Annotated in this window: 14 protein-coding genes; 9 read left to right on the plus strand and 5 right to left on the minus strand. The window is 62.4% G+C overall.

The features are described from left to right. Positions 1-62: 62 nt before the first annotated feature. Positions 63-746 carry a DnaA N-terminal domain-containing protein gene (locus VWZ81_RS00855; RefSeq protein ID WP_416535360.1) on the minus strand — a complete coding sequence of 228 codons (684 nt, stop codon included), beginning with the start codon at positions 744-746 and terminating at the stop codon, positions 63-65. Between the two features lie 579 nt (positions 747-1,325). Here VWZ81_RS00855 and VWZ81_RS00860 point away from each other — a divergent pair. The 3 genes from VWZ81_RS00860 to VWZ81_RS00870 all read left to right on the plus strand — a co-directional run bounded on the left by VWZ81_RS00860 (position 1,326) and on the right by VWZ81_RS00870 (position 5,494). Next, the gene (locus VWZ81_RS00860) at positions 1,326-2,630 is read left to right on the plus strand and encodes an AAA family ATPase (protein WP_416535361.1); all 1,305 of its coding nucleotides are present in this window, start codon (positions 1,326-1,328) and stop codon (positions 2,628-2,630) included. Next, the gene (locus VWZ81_RS00865) at positions 2,627-3,769 is read left to right on the plus strand and encodes a ParB/RepB/Spo0J family partition protein (RefSeq protein WP_416541787.1); all 1,143 of its coding nucleotides are present in this window, start codon (positions 2,627-2,629) and stop codon (positions 3,767-3,769) included. The genes VWZ81_RS00860 and VWZ81_RS00865 overlap by 4 nt, the downstream gene beginning before the upstream one ends. 426 nt (positions 3,770-4,195) lie before the next feature. Then, on the plus strand, positions 4,196-5,494 hold the full coding sequence (locus tag VWZ81_RS00870) for a family 16 glycosylhydrolase (protein ID WP_416541788.1): 1,299 nt from the start codon (positions 4,196-4,198) through the stop codon (positions 5,492-5,494). A gap of 21 nt (positions 5,495-5,515) precedes the next feature. On the opposite strand, the gene VWZ81_RS00875 is transcribed toward VWZ81_RS00870, so the two are convergent. Next, on the minus strand, positions 5,516-6,415 hold the full coding sequence (locus VWZ81_RS00875) for a sulfotransferase domain-containing protein (protein ID WP_416541789.1): 900 nt from the start codon (positions 6,413-6,415) through the stop codon (positions 5,516-5,518). Between the two features lie 177 nt (positions 6,416-6,592). Here VWZ81_RS00875 and VWZ81_RS00880 point away from each other — a divergent pair, with 177 nt between their 5' ends. The 3 genes from VWZ81_RS00880 to VWZ81_RS00890 are packed head-to-tail and all read left to right on the plus strand — an operon-like array spanning position 6,593 to position 10,428. Further along, positions 6,593-7,858, plus strand: a complete 1,266-nt coding sequence (locus tag VWZ81_RS00880) for a glycosyltransferase family 2 protein (RefSeq protein WP_416541790.1) — start codon at positions 6,593-6,595, stop codon at positions 7,856-7,858. Beyond that, positions 7,851-9,164 (plus strand): glycosyltransferase family 2 protein, encoded by a 1,314-nt coding sequence (locus VWZ81_RS00885; protein WP_416541791.1) that lies wholly within the window; start codon positions 7,851-7,853, stop codon positions 9,162-9,164. Before VWZ81_RS00880 ends, VWZ81_RS00885 begins: the two co-directional genes overlap by 8 nt. Further along, on the plus strand, positions 9,148-10,428 hold the full coding sequence (locus VWZ81_RS00890) for an O-antigen ligase family protein (protein WP_416541792.1): 1,281 nt from the start codon (positions 9,148-9,150) through the stop codon (positions 10,426-10,428). Before VWZ81_RS00885 ends, VWZ81_RS00890 begins: the two co-directional genes overlap by 17 nt. Positions 10,429-10,443: 15 nt before the next feature. Here VWZ81_RS00890 and VWZ81_RS00895 read toward each other — a convergent pair whose 3' ends face one another. Continuing rightward, entirely contained in the window at positions 10,444-11,226 is a 783-nt protein-coding gene (locus tag VWZ81_RS00895) for a hypothetical protein (RefSeq protein WP_416541793.1), read from the minus strand. An 8-nt stretch (positions 11,227-11,234) separates the two neighbouring features. Then, complete coding sequence (locus VWZ81_RS00900) at positions 11,235-13,313, minus strand: GumC family protein (protein ID WP_416541794.1); 2,079 nt, start codon at positions 13,311-13,313, stop codon at positions 11,235-11,237. Between the two features lie 181 nt (positions 13,314-13,494). Between VWZ81_RS00900 and VWZ81_RS00905 the strand changes: the two genes are divergently transcribed. The 3 genes from VWZ81_RS00905 to VWZ81_RS00915 are packed head-to-tail and all read left to right on the plus strand — an operon-like array spanning position 13,495 to position 16,691. Continuing rightward, positions 13,495-14,565 carry a glycosyltransferase family 2 protein gene (locus tag VWZ81_RS00905; RefSeq protein ID WP_416541795.1) on the plus strand — a complete coding sequence of 357 codons (1,071 nt, stop codon included), beginning with the start codon at positions 13,495-13,497 and terminating at the stop codon, positions 14,563-14,565. Beyond that, entirely contained in the window at positions 14,562-15,512 is a 951-nt protein-coding gene (locus VWZ81_RS00910) for a glycosyltransferase family 2 protein (RefSeq protein WP_416541796.1), read from the plus strand. The genes VWZ81_RS00905 and VWZ81_RS00910 overlap by 4 nt, the downstream gene beginning before the upstream one ends. 3 nt (positions 15,513-15,515) lie before the next feature. Continuing rightward, positions 15,516-16,691, plus strand: coding sequence for a glycosyltransferase family 1 protein (locus tag VWZ81_RS00915; RefSeq protein WP_416541797.1), 1,176 nt, complete (start codon positions 15,516-15,518; stop codon positions 16,689-16,691). Here VWZ81_RS00915 and VWZ81_RS00920 read toward each other — a convergent pair. Next, a complete protein-coding gene (locus VWZ81_RS00920) occupies positions 16,638-17,684 on the minus strand; it encodes a glycosyltransferase (RefSeq protein ID WP_416541798.1) in 1,047 nt (348 codons plus the stop codon). The genes VWZ81_RS00915 and VWZ81_RS00920 overlap by 54 nt on opposite strands. Positions 17,685-17,723 lie beyond the last annotated feature (39 nt).

Consider the following 17,723-nt stretch of genomic DNA (forward strand, 5'->3'; position numbering starts at 1 on the left):
GAGCCCCCAGGTGCCGCGCATGGGGGCTTTCCCATGTGCCTGCCGGTCCGGTTCACAGGCACCTAGGACAGGATGGTCAGCTGCTCCACATCCCCATCGATATCGTGACAGGCCGCCAGCAGCCGCTCCTGCAGATGTGAGGTGACGTAATTTCCGTGAAACCGGCTTGGCGCGCGTAGGATCAGACGGCCCCCTGCCCTGCTCTCCCGCGTCAGCGCCTGGATCCAGGCAGCGTAAATGGCCGGGTCCTCCTGGTGCAGGACCGCCTTCGCGAGGCTCCACTCGCTGCCGTCGCTGATATCAGGTGCGGGCGCGGTTGTGCCGGTCATCAGCGGCACCACGTTTTTCTCCGGCTCATCGCTGCCACGCATCCGGTGATCGAAATCTGGTCCGACGGCGGCCCAGCAGCTGCGGGTGTCGTCTAGGATCCGCTCCAGATCAAAACCGTATTCCGTTACCCGCCCCCGCGCGCCCTGCCGTTTCACCACCAACCAGCCGAGTGCGCGCAGCTTGGCCATCTCGCGTTTCACCGTGCGTTCGTCGACGGACCACATGCGGGCAATCTCGCGCTGGCCAACTGCCAGCTCATTGCGTTGCCAGTTGTAGCGCGCGGTCATCAGCGTCATGAACCGCAGAACCAGTCGCTGCGGTCCCTTCTCCAGAGATAGGGCATAGGTCCCCATTGCGGTGAGGATATCGTATTTCAGTGCCGCGGCCTGACGCCCGACGGGTTTGCTGGCAAGCATGGCTGCCCTCTTGTCTCCATCCGATGGTGGATGGCTGCCTCTGTCGTCTCATGTTTGCCACGAGATCCTGTTGGGTTCATTGTCGGACTGGGTGGCCCGTGGGTTGCGCTGCGTCGCAACTCTGGGTCCTTTTGATCCGAACTCAACGTTCTTTGGTTGGTTTATCTGATTTGCGTCCAGCGATACGATTCTGTCAAGAGCGCTGTTGCCCGAGGGGCTGTTCCAATTCCATTTTTGAATCAAAAATAGGTATTCATGGTATTGGGTGACAGGTAGGCTGTCCCCTATTGATCGAAAAATGTCCCCCAATATGCTGGGGCAGCTCTGGGCGCGTCCCCCTATATCAGGGTCGAATATCCAGAAAACCCGTCAGCGGCGCGGGAGCCCGACCGAATCGCAATCGCCCGATAAACAAAGGGTATTGCCGCCTATTCCTGTCGACGTCCCCACGGGGACAGGACGCTTATTCCTACGATAATAGGTTTTGCGTTTTTTGCAAATTCGGCGTAAACGAGTTTCTAGGTAGAAAAAGCGTCCGCTTGGTGAATAAGGCCGCACTACAGAGATCGAGGAGCAGAGATGTTTACCCATCAAGACCTGGCGAATATGCAGGCACAATCCCTGAAAATGCAGAGTTGGATCCGGCAGCAGACCTTCTCTCCCAAGATGGAAAAGACGCTGAGGCGCTTCTCCAGCTGGGAGGTGGCCGAGCTGATCTTCAAGGTGAACCAGTCCACCCTGCGTGGACGGCTGGCGGCCGATCCCAGCCTGCCGCAGGGCCATGTCGAGGAAGACGGGCGTCAGCGTTGGTATTCGCTTGAGGAAATCAATGAGCTGCGCCGTCGGCTGAAGGTGAACCGCAAATCGCTGATGCCGGAGCGACCGGCGGGCAAGCGGGCCTTGCGGGTGGCGATTTCCAACTTCAAGGGGGGTGCCGGCAAATCGACCGTAGCGCTGCATTTTGCCCATGCCGCCGCCTTGGACGGTTATCGTGTGCTCTGTGTTGACTTTGATCCGCAGGCCACCCTGTCCCATTCGATGGGGCTGAGCGATGTGACCGAAGATTATACGGTCTGGGGCATCATGGCGCGGGATCTCGTGCGTGAGACCGAACGGATGAACGCCAGTGCGCGCGGCGCCGAGTCCGGGGCCGCCCTGCCCGAGCGGCGGCTGCCAGAAGCGATCACCGGCATGGGCCTGCAGGATCTTCGGATCAGCGATTTTGTAAAGCCGACGAGCTGGCCCACGATTGATGTGATCCCCAGCTGCGCCAATGCCGCCTTTGTCGAATTTGCATCGGCGCAGTATCGCCACCTCAATCCGGAATGGTCCTTCTTTGCAGCGGTGTCGCGTTATCTCGATCAGTTGCCGTCGGACGATTACGACATGATGATCTTCGACTGCCCGCCGGCCATTGGCTATCAGTCTATGAATGCGGTCTTCGCCGCCGATATGCTCTATATCCCGTCAGGTCCCGGATATTGGGAGTATGACTCCACCACCTCGTTCATCGGCCAGCTCTCCGAGGCGCTTGAGGATCTCTCGGCGTTCAACGGGGTTGTCCCTGCGGGGACGTTCAGCCTGCCGAAGGTGTTTCAGGAGGTCCGGTTCCTGCTCACCCGCTATGAATCCGGCAATGACCTGCACCGCGCCATGCGCGATGCCTTCGTCAAGGTCTTTGGCGACCGGATGACGGAACACCCGATTGAGATGACCCGAGCGGTGGAACAATCCGGGCGCTTCCTCAGCTCGATTTACGAAATCGACTACCGGGATATGACGCGCGAGACCTGGCGACGGGCGCGCGCGTCTTTTGACCAGGCCTATATGGAGTTCAAGGGCAACGCCCTGACCGCATGGGCCCAGCTGGAGGATGAGGCATGAGCAAGCGCAGAATGTTCGACATCGATTTTCCGTCGGATCCCACCCCCGCCACGCCCGAGGCAGCCTCCCCTGCCCCGGTGGACCCGCACTCCGGCGCCCCTGAGCTTGAGACGAAATCGGCGTTCCGTTCAGGCGAGGCGCGCCGTGGCCCGATGGCCACCGCCATCAGCGAAAACGCCGAAGCGCTGCGGACACGGGCCGAGGTCGAGCAGAATATCCGGGCAGAGAACGATCGCCTGGCGCATGAATTCGTCCGGCTGAAGACCCTTGGTCTGGTGGTCGATCGGATCCCGCTGGATCTGATTTCGACCAGCAAGCTGATCCGCGATCGCGCCGTCAACCGGGATCCTGAGCTGGAGGAGTTGAAGGAGTCGATCCGCGATCTTGGTCTGTCCAACCCGATCCGGGTGGAAGAGGACGGCGAGGGGTATCAGCTGGTACAGGGCTTCCGGCGACTGTCGGCCTATCGCGCGCTTTACGAGGAAACGGGAGAGGAACAGTTCCGCCTGATCCCGGCCGGACTGGTGGCGCGGGGCGAGACGCTACAGGGTCTGTACCGGCGAATGGTGGACGAAAACCTGGTGCGCCGGGATATTTCCTTTGCCGAAATGGCGCAGCTCGCGCTCTCCTATTCGCAGGATCCAGAGACGGATTCAGACTCTGTAGAAGACTCTGTTGCGCTGCTTTATGCCTCAGCCGGGCGTCAGAAGCGCAGCTACATTCGCCACTTTGCAGAGCTGCTGGAACTGATTGGAGAAGAGCTGTCCTATGCCGAGGCGATCCCCCGTGCATTAGGGCTGGATCTGAAGAAGCACCTGCTGGAGAACCCGGCCACGCTTGAGCCGCTGCGGCAACGCCTAAGGGAGCGGAGTTTTTCGAGCGCTGAGGAAGAGCTAGCCGTGTTGCGGCAGGCGCTCAAGGCCCCTGCATCGGATGTTAGGGAGGCCAGCACCAGCCAGCGCGCCGGCATGGCCAAGACCACGCTGCGCTGTTCTGTCCCTGCGGGGACGGTGCGATGTCTGGCGCGGGACGGGCGGATTGAAATGGCGATGGAGCGTGATTTCTCGGCGGTTGACCAGCGACGGCTTGAGGCCGCGATCACGGCTTTCTTTGATGCTCTGGACGGGGATCAGACCTAGCGCTAAGCTGGCCGACACGACGGTATCAATGAGGCTGTCCCTGCGGGGACGGCCTTTTTTTTGAGCCAGACTTCAGATGGGTGGATTGTCATTGATCATGCTCGCCGCGCTGCTGAAGGGAGCAGAGCATTATCATTGTCCCTGCGGGGACACCCGCCACGCCGCAAGTGCTGGTGAGATGACGTTCGTTGGCGCATCGGGGGATGTGCTGTCCGGTGACTTCTTGGCTGTCGCTCCGCAAGCTCTTGCATGCTGCGCAATTCGACTAAAAAGCAACCCTCTAAAACTGGTCTTGAGTTTGCGTTAAACTGTCTGAATGGGGCATTAATGGGCGATAATTAAGGCACAATCCTGCCATCGTTCGCCCCGACAACCAAACCAAAGGCATGGCCGTTTTCCGCGGCACCAAGGTTTGGAGTGATCGACATGGCATCAACAGACAGCGCGCAGGCAGCAACGACACCGGCGCTGGACCTGCGGGTCCCCGGCGAGATGCGTGACAGCGACGACTGGCTTGTGTCGACATGGAATGCCGGTCAGTCGCGCGACACCACGTGGTCACAGGATAATGTCCAGATCAACAGTGACGGCGCGGTTGAGCTGCATCTGACGTCGGATAATGGCGTTGGAGAGCGGCTATTCACCGGTGGTGAAATCCAGTCCGAAGCGGCCCATGAGACCGGCACCTGGAGTTGGACTGCACAGGCGCCGCAGATGCAGGATGGCACGGTCTTTGGGATGTTCCTCTATCAGGAGGACTATCGGAACGATCGCTGGCTGGAGTTCGATTTTGAATTCGTTGGCGCCAATACCCGTCAGGTTCAATTGAGCATCCATATGGAGGCGGAGGATGGCAGCCGCGTGCGGCTGGCCGATGGCCCCGCGGGGCCGCTGGTCGTTGATCTTGGGTTCGATGCCGCCGAGGGGCTGCATACCTATGAAATCGAATTGACCGGCACCAGCGCGATTTTCCGCGTAGATGGAGAGGTGCGCGCCGATCTCAGCGGGGCTGATATGCCGGGTGGGCTTTGGTACTCCGGGGCGGTCAAGAGCTTCGCTGACCTTTGGGCGGTGTCCGACAATCAAACTGCTTGGGCCGGAACACCTGACCCGGATGCGCCGCCGCTGATCGCGGTGATTGCGGATGTGTCCCTGCCGGGACAGGAAGATCCCGGCGAGCCGGAGTTCGACAGCGAACAGCGTGGCACGGAGCAGGCAGAGGATCTGTTCGGCGGCGCTGGTGCAGATCTGATCCACGGGGGCGATGGTGCGGATCAGCTGGTGGGCAATCGAGGTTCGGATCACCTCTATGGTGACAAGGGGCGGGACATACTGCGCGGCAAGGACGGAGATGATTTCCTATTTGGTGGTCGCGGTCGGGATCGTCTGGCGGGCGGCGGGGGTGACGATCAGCTTGACGGTGGGATCGGTCGTGATCAGCTGCGCGGCGGGGGCGGCGCGGATGTTTTTATCTTCCGCCAGGGCGGAACGCCGGACCGGGTCAATGATTTCTCCCTGTCCCAAGGGGACGTTCTGGATCTGACGCGGTTCAATCTGGATGGTGCGGATCAGCTGCGCTGGCTTGATGGTGAGCGTGGGCGTGGTACGCGCGATCTGTTGCAGGCCGAGGGCGAAGATGGCTGGGTGAATGTTGCGGTGATCGATGACCGGGCGGATGCGCTGACACTGGATCTGCTGATAGCTCAGGATGCGATCCTGTTCTAGACATATGTGTACATTAGCGGGCTACCTTGTTACCGCAGCCCAGCTCTCCCAAGGCAGGCTGTCACGGCCCAGCAGGGCGGGAAGTTGGCGCAGATCCTCCGCGAAACAGCTGCGCAGGTCTGCGATATCGCTGTCGCGCAGGGGCGGCACCACATCACGCATGTTCTGGCTGTTGGCACGCAGCACTGCGGAAACCGGCCCGGTGGATTTTAGCCGGGCCAGGCTATCCTCCAGCCCGGCTTTGCGCAGTTGATCACCACCTGCACGAAGCAGGCTGCGAAGAGCAGGGAGCCGGGCGCGGTCGCTTTCGTTTCGTCGCTCATGCAGCACCGGAGAGCTGTGGCTATCGTCGAGCCCGGCAAAACGATAGACCGTCTGGGCAGCCGCGACCGGATCGGCGCTGATTTCCTCTGCCAGCAGTACCAGCACGCGATCATGGCCGAGGGTGTCGAGCCAGCGCCCCAGATGGCGGCTGTAGAGCCCCTGTTCCAGATAGGCCGGATTGTTCGCCAGCCCGTCGTGGAAGGGCAGGGGAGGAATATGGCCCTTGATCACCTCATGCAGGTGGTTGGAATAGGCGCGGGTGACCGGATCGCGCAGCAGGCAGATCACCTTGATGTTCGGATCAAAGGCATTCAGCCGGTCGGGGCAGCGCGGGTCATAGAAATATGAGGGCGATGCCTCAAATCTCACCGTCTTGTCCGCGCCATGGCTGAAATGGCTGCGATACCATTGATAGCCGCGATCGAAATAGGCACTGAAGAAATCCAGTTCCTTGGGATCCGATACGGCGGCATCAGGATGGGCACCGAGGGCCGCGTGAATGAAGGTGGAGGCGCATTTCTGTGCGCCAATACCCACCAGCGTTGGACCAGCCTGTGCCGCGCTGTTACCGGATGGCGCAAGGGGGGGCGTGGTCATGGCGGGTCTTTCCTATCGGCGTGGCGATTGCGGCGGTACTGAGCGCCAGTCTTAGCACCTCGGATCGGCTGTGCCACGGGAAATGACCCCGTGCATTCCGTCAAACGCCGCTGCCCGGCATCTGGCCTCACCCTGCGGGGACATGCTAGATATGCTTGGAGAAGAGTGGGCAGCATCATGCAGGAACCGGCAGGGCAGGGGCGGATGATTTCGATCATCATGGCCAATCATCAGGGCGCGCCATATTTGCCGGACGCGCTGCGGTCGGTGGCGTCGCAGACCCATGCCGACTGGGAGTTGATCGTGGCCGACGACGGGTCCAGTGACGGATCGGTGGATATCCTGCGAGAGGTTGCACGCCAGGACCCCCGCGTGCGGGTGCTGCAGCATGAAACACCCAGCGGTCCTGCTGCCGCCCGCAATCGGGCGCTGGCGGCGGCCCGTGGCGATTGGCTGGCAATCTGCGATTCCGATGACATCATGCACCCGGACCGGTTGCGGCGCCTGCTGGCCGCGGCAGAGGCGCTGGATGCGGATGCGGTTGCGGATGACATGGTGCATTTCGCGACGGAGCTGCTGGCTGGTCCGCGCAGCGTTCTTGGCAGTGATGCACCGGAGGTACCGCGACAGATTGGGCCTGCGGATATGCTGCGGGTGCCGGAACCGGGCACGTCTGGTGCGCAGCTAGGCTATCTGAAGCCCCTGATCCGCCGTCAGGCGCTGGCGGCCTTGCGTTATGATGAGGCGCTGACGATTGGAGAGGATCAGGATTTCTATCTGCGATTGCTGTTGCAAGGAACGCGTATGTGGCTGCTGCCGGAGGCGCTTTACCTTTACCGCCGACATCCGCATTCCCTGTCACATCGATCGACCCGACGGCAGATTCTTGCGGCGCTTGCTGCGATGGAGGCGTTGCCGGGTCAATTGAGTGCATCACAACATCTTGAATTAAAACATATTATTGAAGAGAGACGGCAAGTGCTTCAAGACCGTCTGGCCTTTGAGACGCTGGCAGAGACGCTGAAACAGCGGCGGTTTGGGGCGGCGCTGCGCCAAATCCTGCGGCATCCTGCGCTGGGGTTTCGACTGGTGCAGATCGCCTGGGCGAAGATGCGCAGTATTGGCAGAGGGCAGGGCGGCGGCCAAGCTGGACAGGCCGGTGAGGCTGCGGCGGAGCGGGTCCATCTGATCGGCCCTGCCGATGGGCTGCCGCCGCAGGGAGAGGGTCAACATGTCGTTGTCCCGGACCCCGGCGCCGATGGTGGCCATAGCAGTCTATGGGCGGATCTGTGTTATCGGGCCTCGCGCCGTGTGCTGACTGTGACCTATGGCGACGAGGCCGGGCTATCGGCGGCCTGGCGGATCCCGGCCGCCGCGCATATCAAAGCGCGCGGGGCTGTGGTCTCTGATCTGATGCCGCCGCAAGGCCGCCGGGATGGCTGAGCCGCGCCCGCAGATCTCGGTGATTATGGCCACCCGCAATGCCGCCGCTCATCTGCCGCTGGCGATCCGGGCGGTACTGGCACAGACCATGGCGGATCTGGAGCTGATCATCATTGATGACGCCTCCGACGATGACAGCTGGGCGGTGATCCGCGCGGCTGCGGCCACGGATCCGCGCATACGGGCGCAACGGCGGCCGCGCTGCGGCGGTCCGGCTCGGGCACGTAATGATGCGCTCGGCCTTGCTCGCGGGGACTGGGTGGCGATCTGCGACAGTGACGACAGCCAGCATCCCCGGCGATTGGAGTTGATGCTGGTAGCGGCGCGGGATCTGGGGGCCGATGTGGTCGCTGATGACCTGATCCTGTTTTCAGAGCGCCCGATGGTGCGGGGAGAAACCATTCTGGGTGGTCATGCGCCGCAACACGCCCGCGCGCTGACGTTGAAGGATCTGGTTCTGAGCGGGGTTGACCCGCAGGGCATCAGTCACATCGGATACCTTAAGCCATTGATCAGAAATCAGCTTCTTCGCGATCTGCGTTACGACCCCGCGCTGCGGATCGGCGAGGATCATGACCTTTATCTGCGTCTTCTGCTGGCGGGTGCGACGATGTGGGTGCTGCCGATGGCGGCCTATCTCTATCGTCGGCACCCGGCGTCGGTTTCGTATCGCAACGTGCCCGAGGATCTGGCGGCACAGATCCATGCGCTGGATGGTCTGGTTGCGCAGGACAGGCGCGAGGAGCTGGCGCTCCACGCGGGCATTCGTCGGCAGGCACTTCTGCGGCGTCAGGCACAGCTGGAACTGGCGCGGGAGGTTCGCAGCGGTCGGCTGGGCCGCGCCGCCTGGCGCGCCGCTATGTGCCGCGATCATTGGCCATGGGTGTTATCCGTCCTGCGCAACCGGCTGGAGCTGAAGCTGGTGGCCGGGATCTCGCGCCTGTGGTGTCGTCCGCAGCGCTGGCGACTGGGCCGTGACGGTAGGGCAGGGGGGATGAGCCTGCCGACAGACAGCGCAGGCGAACTGGACCTCAGCGCCGCGGCGGCGCCGATCTGGGCGCGCCTGTGCTGCGCCGCCTCGCGCAGGCGCATTGATGCGGCGGTGAGTGATGCCCTGGGCAGGTCTGCCCTGTGGATGGTGCCGGCGGTTCGAACCCCAGGGGAGCAGAGCTGCGGTGTTGCCGCAGAGACGCGGGCGGGCGTCGCGGCTGGGCGCGCGGCCGGATTGGCGGAGGGGGAGCAGGTAGCGAGGGACAATGGCGGGCGTTTGAGGCGGCATATGGGACGACATGACACTCACGGTTGAACCACCGCAAGACATCGGGCAGCCGAAGGTGTCTGTGCTGCGGCGCAGAGCTGGTCGCTGGTGGTTGACCCGTGGCCATCTGCGCATGGGTTATCTGATCCTTGCGGCCATGTCGGGTACCGGGGTGGTCTATCGGCTTGGGTTCCAGTCGCCCGGCTGGATGGCGCTCTATGTGCTGACGATCCTGTGGTATCTGCGGGACTGGCGGCAGAGCGCTGCCATTCTCTGGCAGGCGTGGCCGGTGCTGATGCCCTGCGTGATTGCAATGGCCTCCACCCTGTGGAGCATCAACCCGCCGGTCACCGCCTATCGTAGTTTCCAGCTGACGATGACAACGCTGATTGCCGTGCGTATCGCCTCTGCCATTCCGGCGCATCATACGATGATTGTTGTCAGCCTGACCTCGGCGGTCGGCGTGGCGCTGTCTTATCTGAATTCCGTCGTGACCTTCCTTGCTCCGGCCTTTCATCCAAACGGGGCGCTGAAGGGCATCTATATGCACAAGAACTCCCTCGCCAAAGCGACGGTGAATGCAGCGCATGGGCTGGTGACGCTGGGGTTCTACTGGCGGCTTTCGATCCTGGGTATTCTGGCGGCGGCGCTGATGATCCCGGTGCTGGGCATGGCCCAATCGGCGGGGGCCTATGTGACCTTTGCCATTCTGGCGATCTATGTGCCGGTGCTGTGGATCCGTCGCTGGGGCGGGACAGCGCGGCGGGTGGCGCTGCTGTTTTCGCTGATGGTGCTGTTCCTGGTGCCGCTCGCGATCTATATCTCAGGCATTGACGCTTTGGGGCTGCTGCTGGAGCGGCTGGGCAAGGACAGCACCTTGACCGGGCGCACGGTGATCTGGGCCTTTGGTCTGGAAGAAATCGCCAAAGCGCCGATTGGCGGCGTTGGGTTTGGGGCGTATTGGTCGGTGCCATCTTACGCACGGCTTTATATTGAGGCCTATGTCGACGAGGGACTCTATTGGTTTCATAACAGCTATATCGAACTGATGGTGGGCAATGGGCTCCTTGGGGCGGTGACGTTCTTTGGCCTGCTGATCGCCGTCGTGCTGCGCTGTTTTCGCTGGTATTTGCAGGATGGTAGCGTGACCTCGGGGTATTATCTCTTCTATGTGCTGATCAATCTGGTCGCGGCGCTGTCGGATAACGTGATCTACAACGAGCATTCGATCCGGCACATGCTGATCGCGATGGCCTGGATCTATGCCGGCCGAGCGCTGGGGCGCTGGCGGGATGTGCCACGCCGGATCTGAGTGTACTTTTGGGGTCTAGCCTGCGTTCTGGTTCTCATCCGGCGCCGGATCGAGCGGTAGCCCCATTGCGGCCTCCAGTGCGGGGTCAAGCTGGCTGAGAATCCAGGTGCGGTCTTCCGGCGTGATCAGGTGGCCGGGGGTCTTGGGTTTTACATCACGGTCGGACCATGACCAGCCATAGTGTCCCTGCGGGACCTGCAAGCGCCTGTTCGGGGGCACCGGGCTTTCGTCTGCGATGCGCGCAATGATGTCTTCGGGGCGCCGGCTGATGGCAGCATGGGTGGTGTAGATCACCCGTGCACCGCGCCGGGGCAGGGACAGCAGCGCCTCTGCCTTGGCGCGACGCAACGCCAGCAGATTGGCAAAGGGCGCGCCGGTGATCGGATGCAGATCCTGGTTCAGCGGCTGACCTTTGCATGGGCTGGTCTTTGGCAGGTCAAACCACGCCGGTACGTCGATCTCGCTGCGCCATTCGGCGCGGATAAACTGCGAAAACGGCAGATCACGCAGCGCTGGCAGGCTGTGCCAGGGCTTGCCATACATGCTTTCGAGCCATTGGAACGGATCGCGAAAGATCACGATATAGAGCACATCCGCCGGCAGCGCGATGAGGTTCGGGAAGGCATGTTTCCACATGTCATAGCGCGGGCGTGCAGCGGCGAAGTTCTGCTGGATCAGCTGGTCGAGAAAATTGGTCCCGGAACAGCGCTCACCCAGCACCTGATAATTCAGCACAGGTCGGCCGAGGCAGCGGCGACCGGCTATCCTGGCCTTGCGCAAAAGGGGGGACAGCTGCATCGGCTCTCTCAGCTGTGGTAATAGCGGTCGCGCGACCGTCTGGTTGCCCCGTAGAGCGGCTGGGCGGTGCCTTTGACCTTGGTCAGCACAATGCCGTCGGGACTGCGCCCGCCCTGTTCCAGCTGTCGTAGGGCATTGGTAAAGACCGATTGCCGGGTGGTGTTCCATTGCGCCAGCAGAATCAGAAGGTCCGCATGCAGGCCGATGATCCGCGCATCGGGCACAACGGAGATGGGCGGGGTGTCAAAAATGATGATGTCCCAGTGATTGCGCGCCACCGACACAAGCTCGGTCAGCCCGCCCTGGCTGAGCAGATCCGCAGCACTGCCGGTTACGGTGCCGGCAGGCAGGATATCGGCCTGCCCCAGCGCACCGGGAAGCACCGCCGCTGCCAGATCACATTGCCCGGTGAGGACATCAAAGAGTCCCGGCTTGCTGTTGCCACTGGCCAGCGGGTCAGACAGGGAATGGCGGCGCAGGTCGCCGTCGATCAGCAGGACCGATTTACCGATCTGCGCCATATTATGTGCCATGGCCGCCGACAGCGTCGACTTGCCATCGCCGCTTTCGGCGGAGGTAAAGACAACCACCTGCGGCGGGACATCTCCCCGCGCCATCAGCAGCGTGGTGCGCAGATTGCGAACAGCCTCGCCATCGCGGGTCTGCGGGCCAAGCGCGCCGGCCTGTTCGGGCCGGATTTTCTGCGAAAACTGGTCCAGCACCGCAATCACAGGCACGGACGTCAGGCCTGCGATCTGCGCTGGGGAATGCAGGCGCGCCCGGGAGAGCTGCAACACGACAACGAGAACAGTGCCGAGAAACCCGCCAAGGAAGACCGACAGGATAAGGATCCGGCCCTTGTTGGGCAGGGCAGGCTGGTCCGGGGGGAAGGCGCGCGAGATCACCCGGCTGTCGGCGCGTTGCAGGCCGATCTGCATGGAGGTTTCACGCAGCCGGTTCTGGAAGTTTTCAAACAGCAGACGGCTGGCTTCGGCGTCGCGTTCGGCCTGCACAACTTCGGTCAGTGCATCGCTCTGGGTGGCGATGGTGATCTCCAGATCGGCCATCGAGCGGCGGATTGCGTGTTCCTTGGCTTCGGCTTCGCGCAGATCACGAGAGACTTGCGCCAGAACCGCGCGCCAGCCAGCCAGCGGATCATCAGCGCGCGCCAGAAGCGCGCTATAGCCGTAGCGGCGGGCGGCGGCGCGCTGCTCCTCGGCTGTTTGCAGGCTGCTCAGTTCGGATTGTTTGGCCCGTTGCGCGGCGACATCCTCGGCCCGCTCGGTCAGCGCGCTGCGCAGGGAAATCAGGCGGTTCTCCAGCCCGATCAACTGTGCGGGGCTGGTCACATCGGCCTGCGCCCGGATGTCGGCAACCCGCCGTTCGTTTGCTTCCAGCTGGCCGCGCAGCTCAGTCACCCGGTCCGCCAGCCAGCCGGTGGCCTGTTCGGTGACGTTCAGCTTCACCGCCACCTGATTTTCGATATAGGTGTCGGCGAAGGCATTGGCGATATCAGCTGCCTTGAAGGGGTTCTCGCTCAGCACCCAGATCGAGAAAATATAGGTGTCCGGTATGTTCACCACCCGCATGTTGGCAAGCAGCGTCTGGATCACCTTTTCGCGGACAAAGGCCGGATCTGGCGGAATGGTCGTGTCATAGACGGGCATCCCGAGGAGTCCCTTGATCAGATCTTTCAGCGTTTGGACGGGATTGAGGCCGGGATCGCGCAGCATCATATTGAATTCCGGGTCGGAAACAAGATTCAGCCGGTCGACGACCTGACCCGCCAGTTCCCGACCGCCAAGGATGTGAACCTCGGTTCGGATCACCTCATCCGTGGCGGAAAGGCTGCTGACCACGCTTTCGATATCGACCACCTTTTCGTCGCGGGTGTCCAGCACCAGCTGTACCTCGGCACCGTAGAGCGGAGTGGCGGCGAGATAGGCCCGCCAGATGCCCAGAAACAGACCGAGCATGACACAGGCAGCGATGACCCAGCGGCCGCGCCAGATGATTGCAAAAATGGCGCCGAGATCGAGCACCTCCTGGCCGTCATCCGCGGCAAAGGACGTCTTAGGCGTGGACACGTTGGTTGACCCCATCGTTATTGGTTTGCCCACGGCCCGCCCTGCGCTGCGCGACGCCGCAGGGGTGGCAAGTAGGTGGCAGTGCCAAGTTCATCAGACTGCGCGCAAAAATCAATCTGTCGCAACATAATCGGATCCTTTAGACAGGTCCATAACACGGAATGGAACAAAGACCATGGGCATGAGCGGTCAGAGAGGCAGGGAGGGCGCCAGCGCTGCACCCAGGGGCATTGATGTGCGGGTGCTGGTGGTGATCCCGACCCTGAATGAAGCGGCTGCGATCCGTCCCTGTCTCGAAAGCCTGCTGCGCGACCCGCTGCTGCGCGATCCAGATCGGTCTGCGCTGGTGGTGGCGGATGGGGGCAGCGATGATGAAACGGTGGCCATCGTCGAGAGCTTGGCCGAGACAGCGCCGATCAAGATACATGTGCTGCATAATTCGGACCGGATTCAGTCCGCAGGCATCAATCGGGCGGTTGCTGAATTTGGCGGCGGTTTTGATGTGCTGCTGCGCTGTGATGCCCATGCGATCTATCCGGCGGATTATGCAACCGCCCTGTGCGCGGCGCTGCGGGAGGACGATGATCGTGCGGCGGTCGTGGTGGCGATGCAGTCCGAAGGTCGCAGTGAATTCGGCAAGGCGGCGGCCTGGGTTGTGGATACCCCGTTCGGATCGGGTGGTGCGGCACATCGGGGAGGCCGGACCTCGGGCTATGTGGATCACGGGCATCACGCGCTGATGGATCTGCACTGGTTCCGCCGGGTTGGCGGTTATGATGCGAGTTTCAGCCACAATGAGGATGCTGAGCTGGATTGGCGGTTGCTGGCGGCCGGAGGACGTATCTGGCTAGCCGGTGATGTGCGGCTTGGCTATGTGATGCGCAGCACGCCTGTCGCGCTATGGCGGCAATATCAGAACTATGGCGCAGGCCGTGCGGCAACATTGATCAAACACCGAATGCGGCCACGGCTGCGGCAGATGGTGCCGGTTGCCAATCTCCTCCTATGTGGACTGGCACTGGTCGCGGCACCCTTCTGGCCCTTGGCTCTGATCTGGCCGCTGGTTTACCTGACTGTGGTGATTGTGGTGACGGGCATCGCCTGTCTGCGGCTGGGGGGTGCCGGGATCTGGTCCGGGGTGGCTCTGGTGCTGATGCACATGGGCTGGGCGCTTGGTCTGGTGCGGGCGATGGCGCGGCATTCTGTTCAATCGGCCCTGGCGGGTGCGGCGGGGCGCAGGGTGAAGCGATGAGCGAACGGATTTCGATATTACTCTGCACCTATCGGCGCCGCAGCGTGGTGGACACATTGGAGAGCCTGGCAGCTTTGCGCGCACCGCAGGGCTATACGATAGATATCATCGTGGCGGACAATGATACCTCGCCGTCGGCGGACCACTGGGTGCGCGGCTGCGCGACCTCCTGGCCGGTCAGCTATGTCCACGCGCCGTCACGCAACATCTCTCTGGCCCGCAACGCCTGTCTGGCCATGGCGCGCAAGCGGCGGTCGGATTGGGTTGCCTTTGTCGATGATGATGAGGTGGTTCCGCCCGACTGGATCGAACAGCTGATGCGCCGCGCCATGGAGACCGGCGCGGATGTGATTTCAGGGCCGGCCATCGCACGTTACCCGCAGCATGCGCCGCAATGGATGGTTGATCAGGACTGGCACAGCAACTGGCCGGAACTGCGCGCCGGCAATGGCGGTGGGGTGCAGCTACAGACCGCCCATAGCTGTAATGCGCTGATGCGGTTTGCCGGTCGCCCCTGGGAGGGGCTGGAGTTTGATCTCTCCCGCGGCACGAGCGGCGGCGAGGATACCGCCTATTTCTTTGTGCTCTCACATCTGGGCGCGCAGTTTGCGATCTCGGCCGATGCGGCCGTCTTTGAGGTGGTTGCGTCGGATCGGTTGCATCTGGGCTGGTTGGCAAAACGGCGGTTCCGCATGGGGCAGAGCTATGCGGCCAGCGCATCGGGGCTGCTGGCACGGACAAAACTGGCTGGGGCGGCGCTGGCCAAGGTTGCCTATTGTGTCGTTGCGACCCTGCCTGTCCTGCCTGTCGAGCCGCGCCGGAATTTCTGGCTGTTGCGGGGGTTGCTGCACCTGGGCGTGCTGGCGGGATGTTTTGCCCTGCCACAGCCGCAGATCTACGGCGGAGCAAAGGATCAAGAGCCGTCGCCGCAGCGGATCCGTGGCTGACATATGGCGCAGTTGCTCTGTTTTGCCTCCGATCTGACTGACGTGGCCCAGCTGAGACGGCTGGAGTCTTTTCAGGCGCTTGGGCATGAGGTGATCTCGGTGTCCTCGCGCAAGGGGCCGTTGCCGCAGGTGAGCTGGCAAAACATTGATCTGGGCGAGATTGGTCAACACGGGCTGTTACGCCGGGGGCGTCTGGCGCTCTTCACTGCGTTGCGTGACCCACGGCTGCGGCCATTGGTGCAGCAGGCTGATCTACTGGTGGCGCGCAATCTCGATATGCTGGCGCTGGCCGCCGCGCTGCGGCGGCGGAGCGGCAGCGCGGCGCCGCTTGCCTATGAGGTGCTGGATATCCATTCGCTGTTCGAAGGCAGCGGCCCGAAACCCCGGATCGCCCGCTGGGTCGAGCGGCGGCTGATCGCGGCGGCGGAGGTGCTGTGGCTGTCCTCGCCCGGTTTCCACGAAGGGTATTTCGTGCCGGTACAGGGTTTTGTTGGCCCCTGGTATCTGGTGGAGAACAAGATGGTCGTGCCGGACCGCTTGTCACGACCCGTCGCGGGAGGTTTTCATGGCGCGGCATCCGGGCCGTTGCGGCTGGGTTGGATCGGCGCCATACGCTGCCGACCGAGCTTTGAGCTGCTGCTGAGGGTGGCGCAGCAAATGGGGGCGGCGATCGAGGTGCATGTTCACGGCAAGATCCACGACCATGTCTTGCCTGATTTTAATGACCGGATCGCCGGGCTCGGCAATGTCATCTTTCACGGGGCCTACGCCTACCCGGAGGGTCTGGCTGCCTGCTACCGGGGCTGCGATGTGGTCTGGGCGCAGGATTTGTGGCAGGCGGGTGAGGCCCGCGCCGGTGGCAATTCGGATCTGCTGCTGCCGAACCGTATTTATGAGGCTGGCTGGCACGGCTGCCCGGTGATCGCCGTGGCGACGACGCAGACTGGACGCAAGATTGAGGAGACAGGGCAGGGCTGGACCCTGCGCCGTGCTGATGCCGCCGAGCTGGTCGGGCTGTTGCAGCAGCTGACGCCGGACCGGATCGCCGCCTGTCGCAATCGGATCGCGGCGCTGCCCGAGACGATGTTCCGTCAGACCGCCGATGATGTGACGGCGTTGCTGGCTTCAGCCGGGGTCGGGGTTCCGGGCCAAAGGCGTGAGACCGGGCCGAAGAGATGAGGCCCCTTCAAAGAGCGGCTCGTAGAGTGACATAAAACGCTCACCGCCGCGCTGGAGAGACAGGTTCTCCAATACGTAATCGCGGGGGCGATAGTTTGGCAGCGCCGTCCAGAAGCGATCAAACTGTTCTTCCATATTGTCGATCTGGAACCGCATCCCGCAGCGGTCATCGAAATAGGGCACCGAACTGGGGGTGACGTCACCCTGTGCCAGGATCCGCTGTGAGGGGTCGACCAGCACCCCCTCATCCCAAGCAAAGACTGGCAGGTTCGCCGACATGGCTTCCTGATAGGCGAGCCCTTGGGTTTCGTGTTCGGTGCAGAAAAGCACCGCACGGCTGCGGCTCACCAGATCGCGGTACTGCGCGGGCGTATGATGCCCGTAGTCCAGTTCGCGCCAGCTGAGCCCGCGCGCGGTCAGCATGTCACGCAGGGGCTGGAGCAGATCGCATTCGCGGGCGGTTTCTCGATGCCAGCGGACCTTGTTGTAGAAGAGCAGATCAATGCTTTTGCTGTGACCCGACATATCGGGCCAGGCATCGGTGTCGATGCCCACGAACATCGGTGCGAATTGTGCGCGTGTCTCTGCCGGATTGAGCTGGATCGGCCAGGCTGACGGGTAGGTCACGACTTTCAGGTTCACCTGTTCGCGAAGCGTTGCAAGGTCGCTGCTGTCCGGCACGCGTCCGGGACCGTAAATGGCAGGGTTGCGCAGTCCAAAACGGGCCAGCGGCGGCAGATATCCACTCAGGCCGATCGGGTGATCTGGATGTCCGCGGGCAAAGTCGAAGTCATTTATCACCACATCGTGACCGAGACGCCGAAGGCTTTTGGCAAGATTCGTGAAGGCGACGTAGAAGCCGGTACGCGGTTGTGCGCCTTTCATCAGGCGATATCCATAGCGCAGGCGCTCACGTAGCTGCGACAGGGTTTGGCCGTGCGGCACATCATAGGCTTTCAGGTCATAGCCATCAAAGAACAAAGGGATTTTCAAGATGGTGGGCCCTGAGCGTTGACCGGAATTAGGATGCTA

The organism is Phaeobacter sp. JH20_34 (genome assembly GCF_048056095.1).
Lineage (GTDB): Bacteria > Pseudomonadota > Alphaproteobacteria > Rhodobacterales > Rhodobacteraceae > Phaeobacter > Phaeobacter bryozoorum.

Coding starts and splice junctions, on each gene's coding strand:
- VWZ81_RS00905 (WP_416541795.1), top strand. CDS start 13,495: ATGAGCGGTCAGAGAGGCAGGGAGGGCGCCAGCGCTGCACCCAGGGGC.
- VWZ81_RS00890 (WP_416541792.1), top strand. CDS start 9,148: ATGACACTCACGGTTGAACCACCGCAAGACATCGGGCAGCCGAAGGTG.
- VWZ81_RS00870 (WP_416541788.1), top strand. CDS start 4,196: ATGGCATCAACAGACAGCGCGCAGGCAGCAACGACACCGGCGCTGGAC.
- VWZ81_RS00910 (WP_416541796.1), top strand. CDS start 14,562: ATGAGCGAACGGATTTCGATATTACTCTGCACCTATCGGCGCCGCAGC.
- VWZ81_RS00875 (WP_416541789.1), bottom strand. CDS start 6,415: ATGACCACGCCCCCCCTTGCGCCATCCGGTAACAGCGCGGCACAGGCT.
- VWZ81_RS00915 (WP_416541797.1), top strand. CDS start 15,516: ATGGCGCAGTTGCTCTGTTTTGCCTCCGATCTGACTGACGTGGCCCAG.
- VWZ81_RS00860 (WP_416535361.1), top strand. CDS start 1,326: ATGTTTACCCATCAAGACCTGGCGAATATGCAGGCACAATCCCTGAAA.
- VWZ81_RS00880 (WP_416541790.1), top strand. CDS start 6,593: ATGCAGGAACCGGCAGGGCAGGGGCGGATGATTTCGATCATCATGGCC.
- VWZ81_RS00865 (WP_416541787.1), top strand. CDS start 2,627: ATGAGCAAGCGCAGAATGTTCGACATCGATTTTCCGTCGGATCCCACC.
- VWZ81_RS00885 (WP_416541791.1), top strand. CDS start 7,851: ATGGCTGAGCCGCGCCCGCAGATCTCGGTGATTATGGCCACCCGCAAT.
- VWZ81_RS00855 (WP_416535360.1), bottom strand. CDS start 746: ATGCTTGCCAGCAAACCCGTCGGGCGTCAGGCCGCGGCACTGAAATAC.
- VWZ81_RS00895 (WP_416541793.1), bottom strand. CDS start 11,226: ATGCAGCTGTCCCCCCTTTTGCGCAAGGCCAGGATAGCCGGTCGCCGC.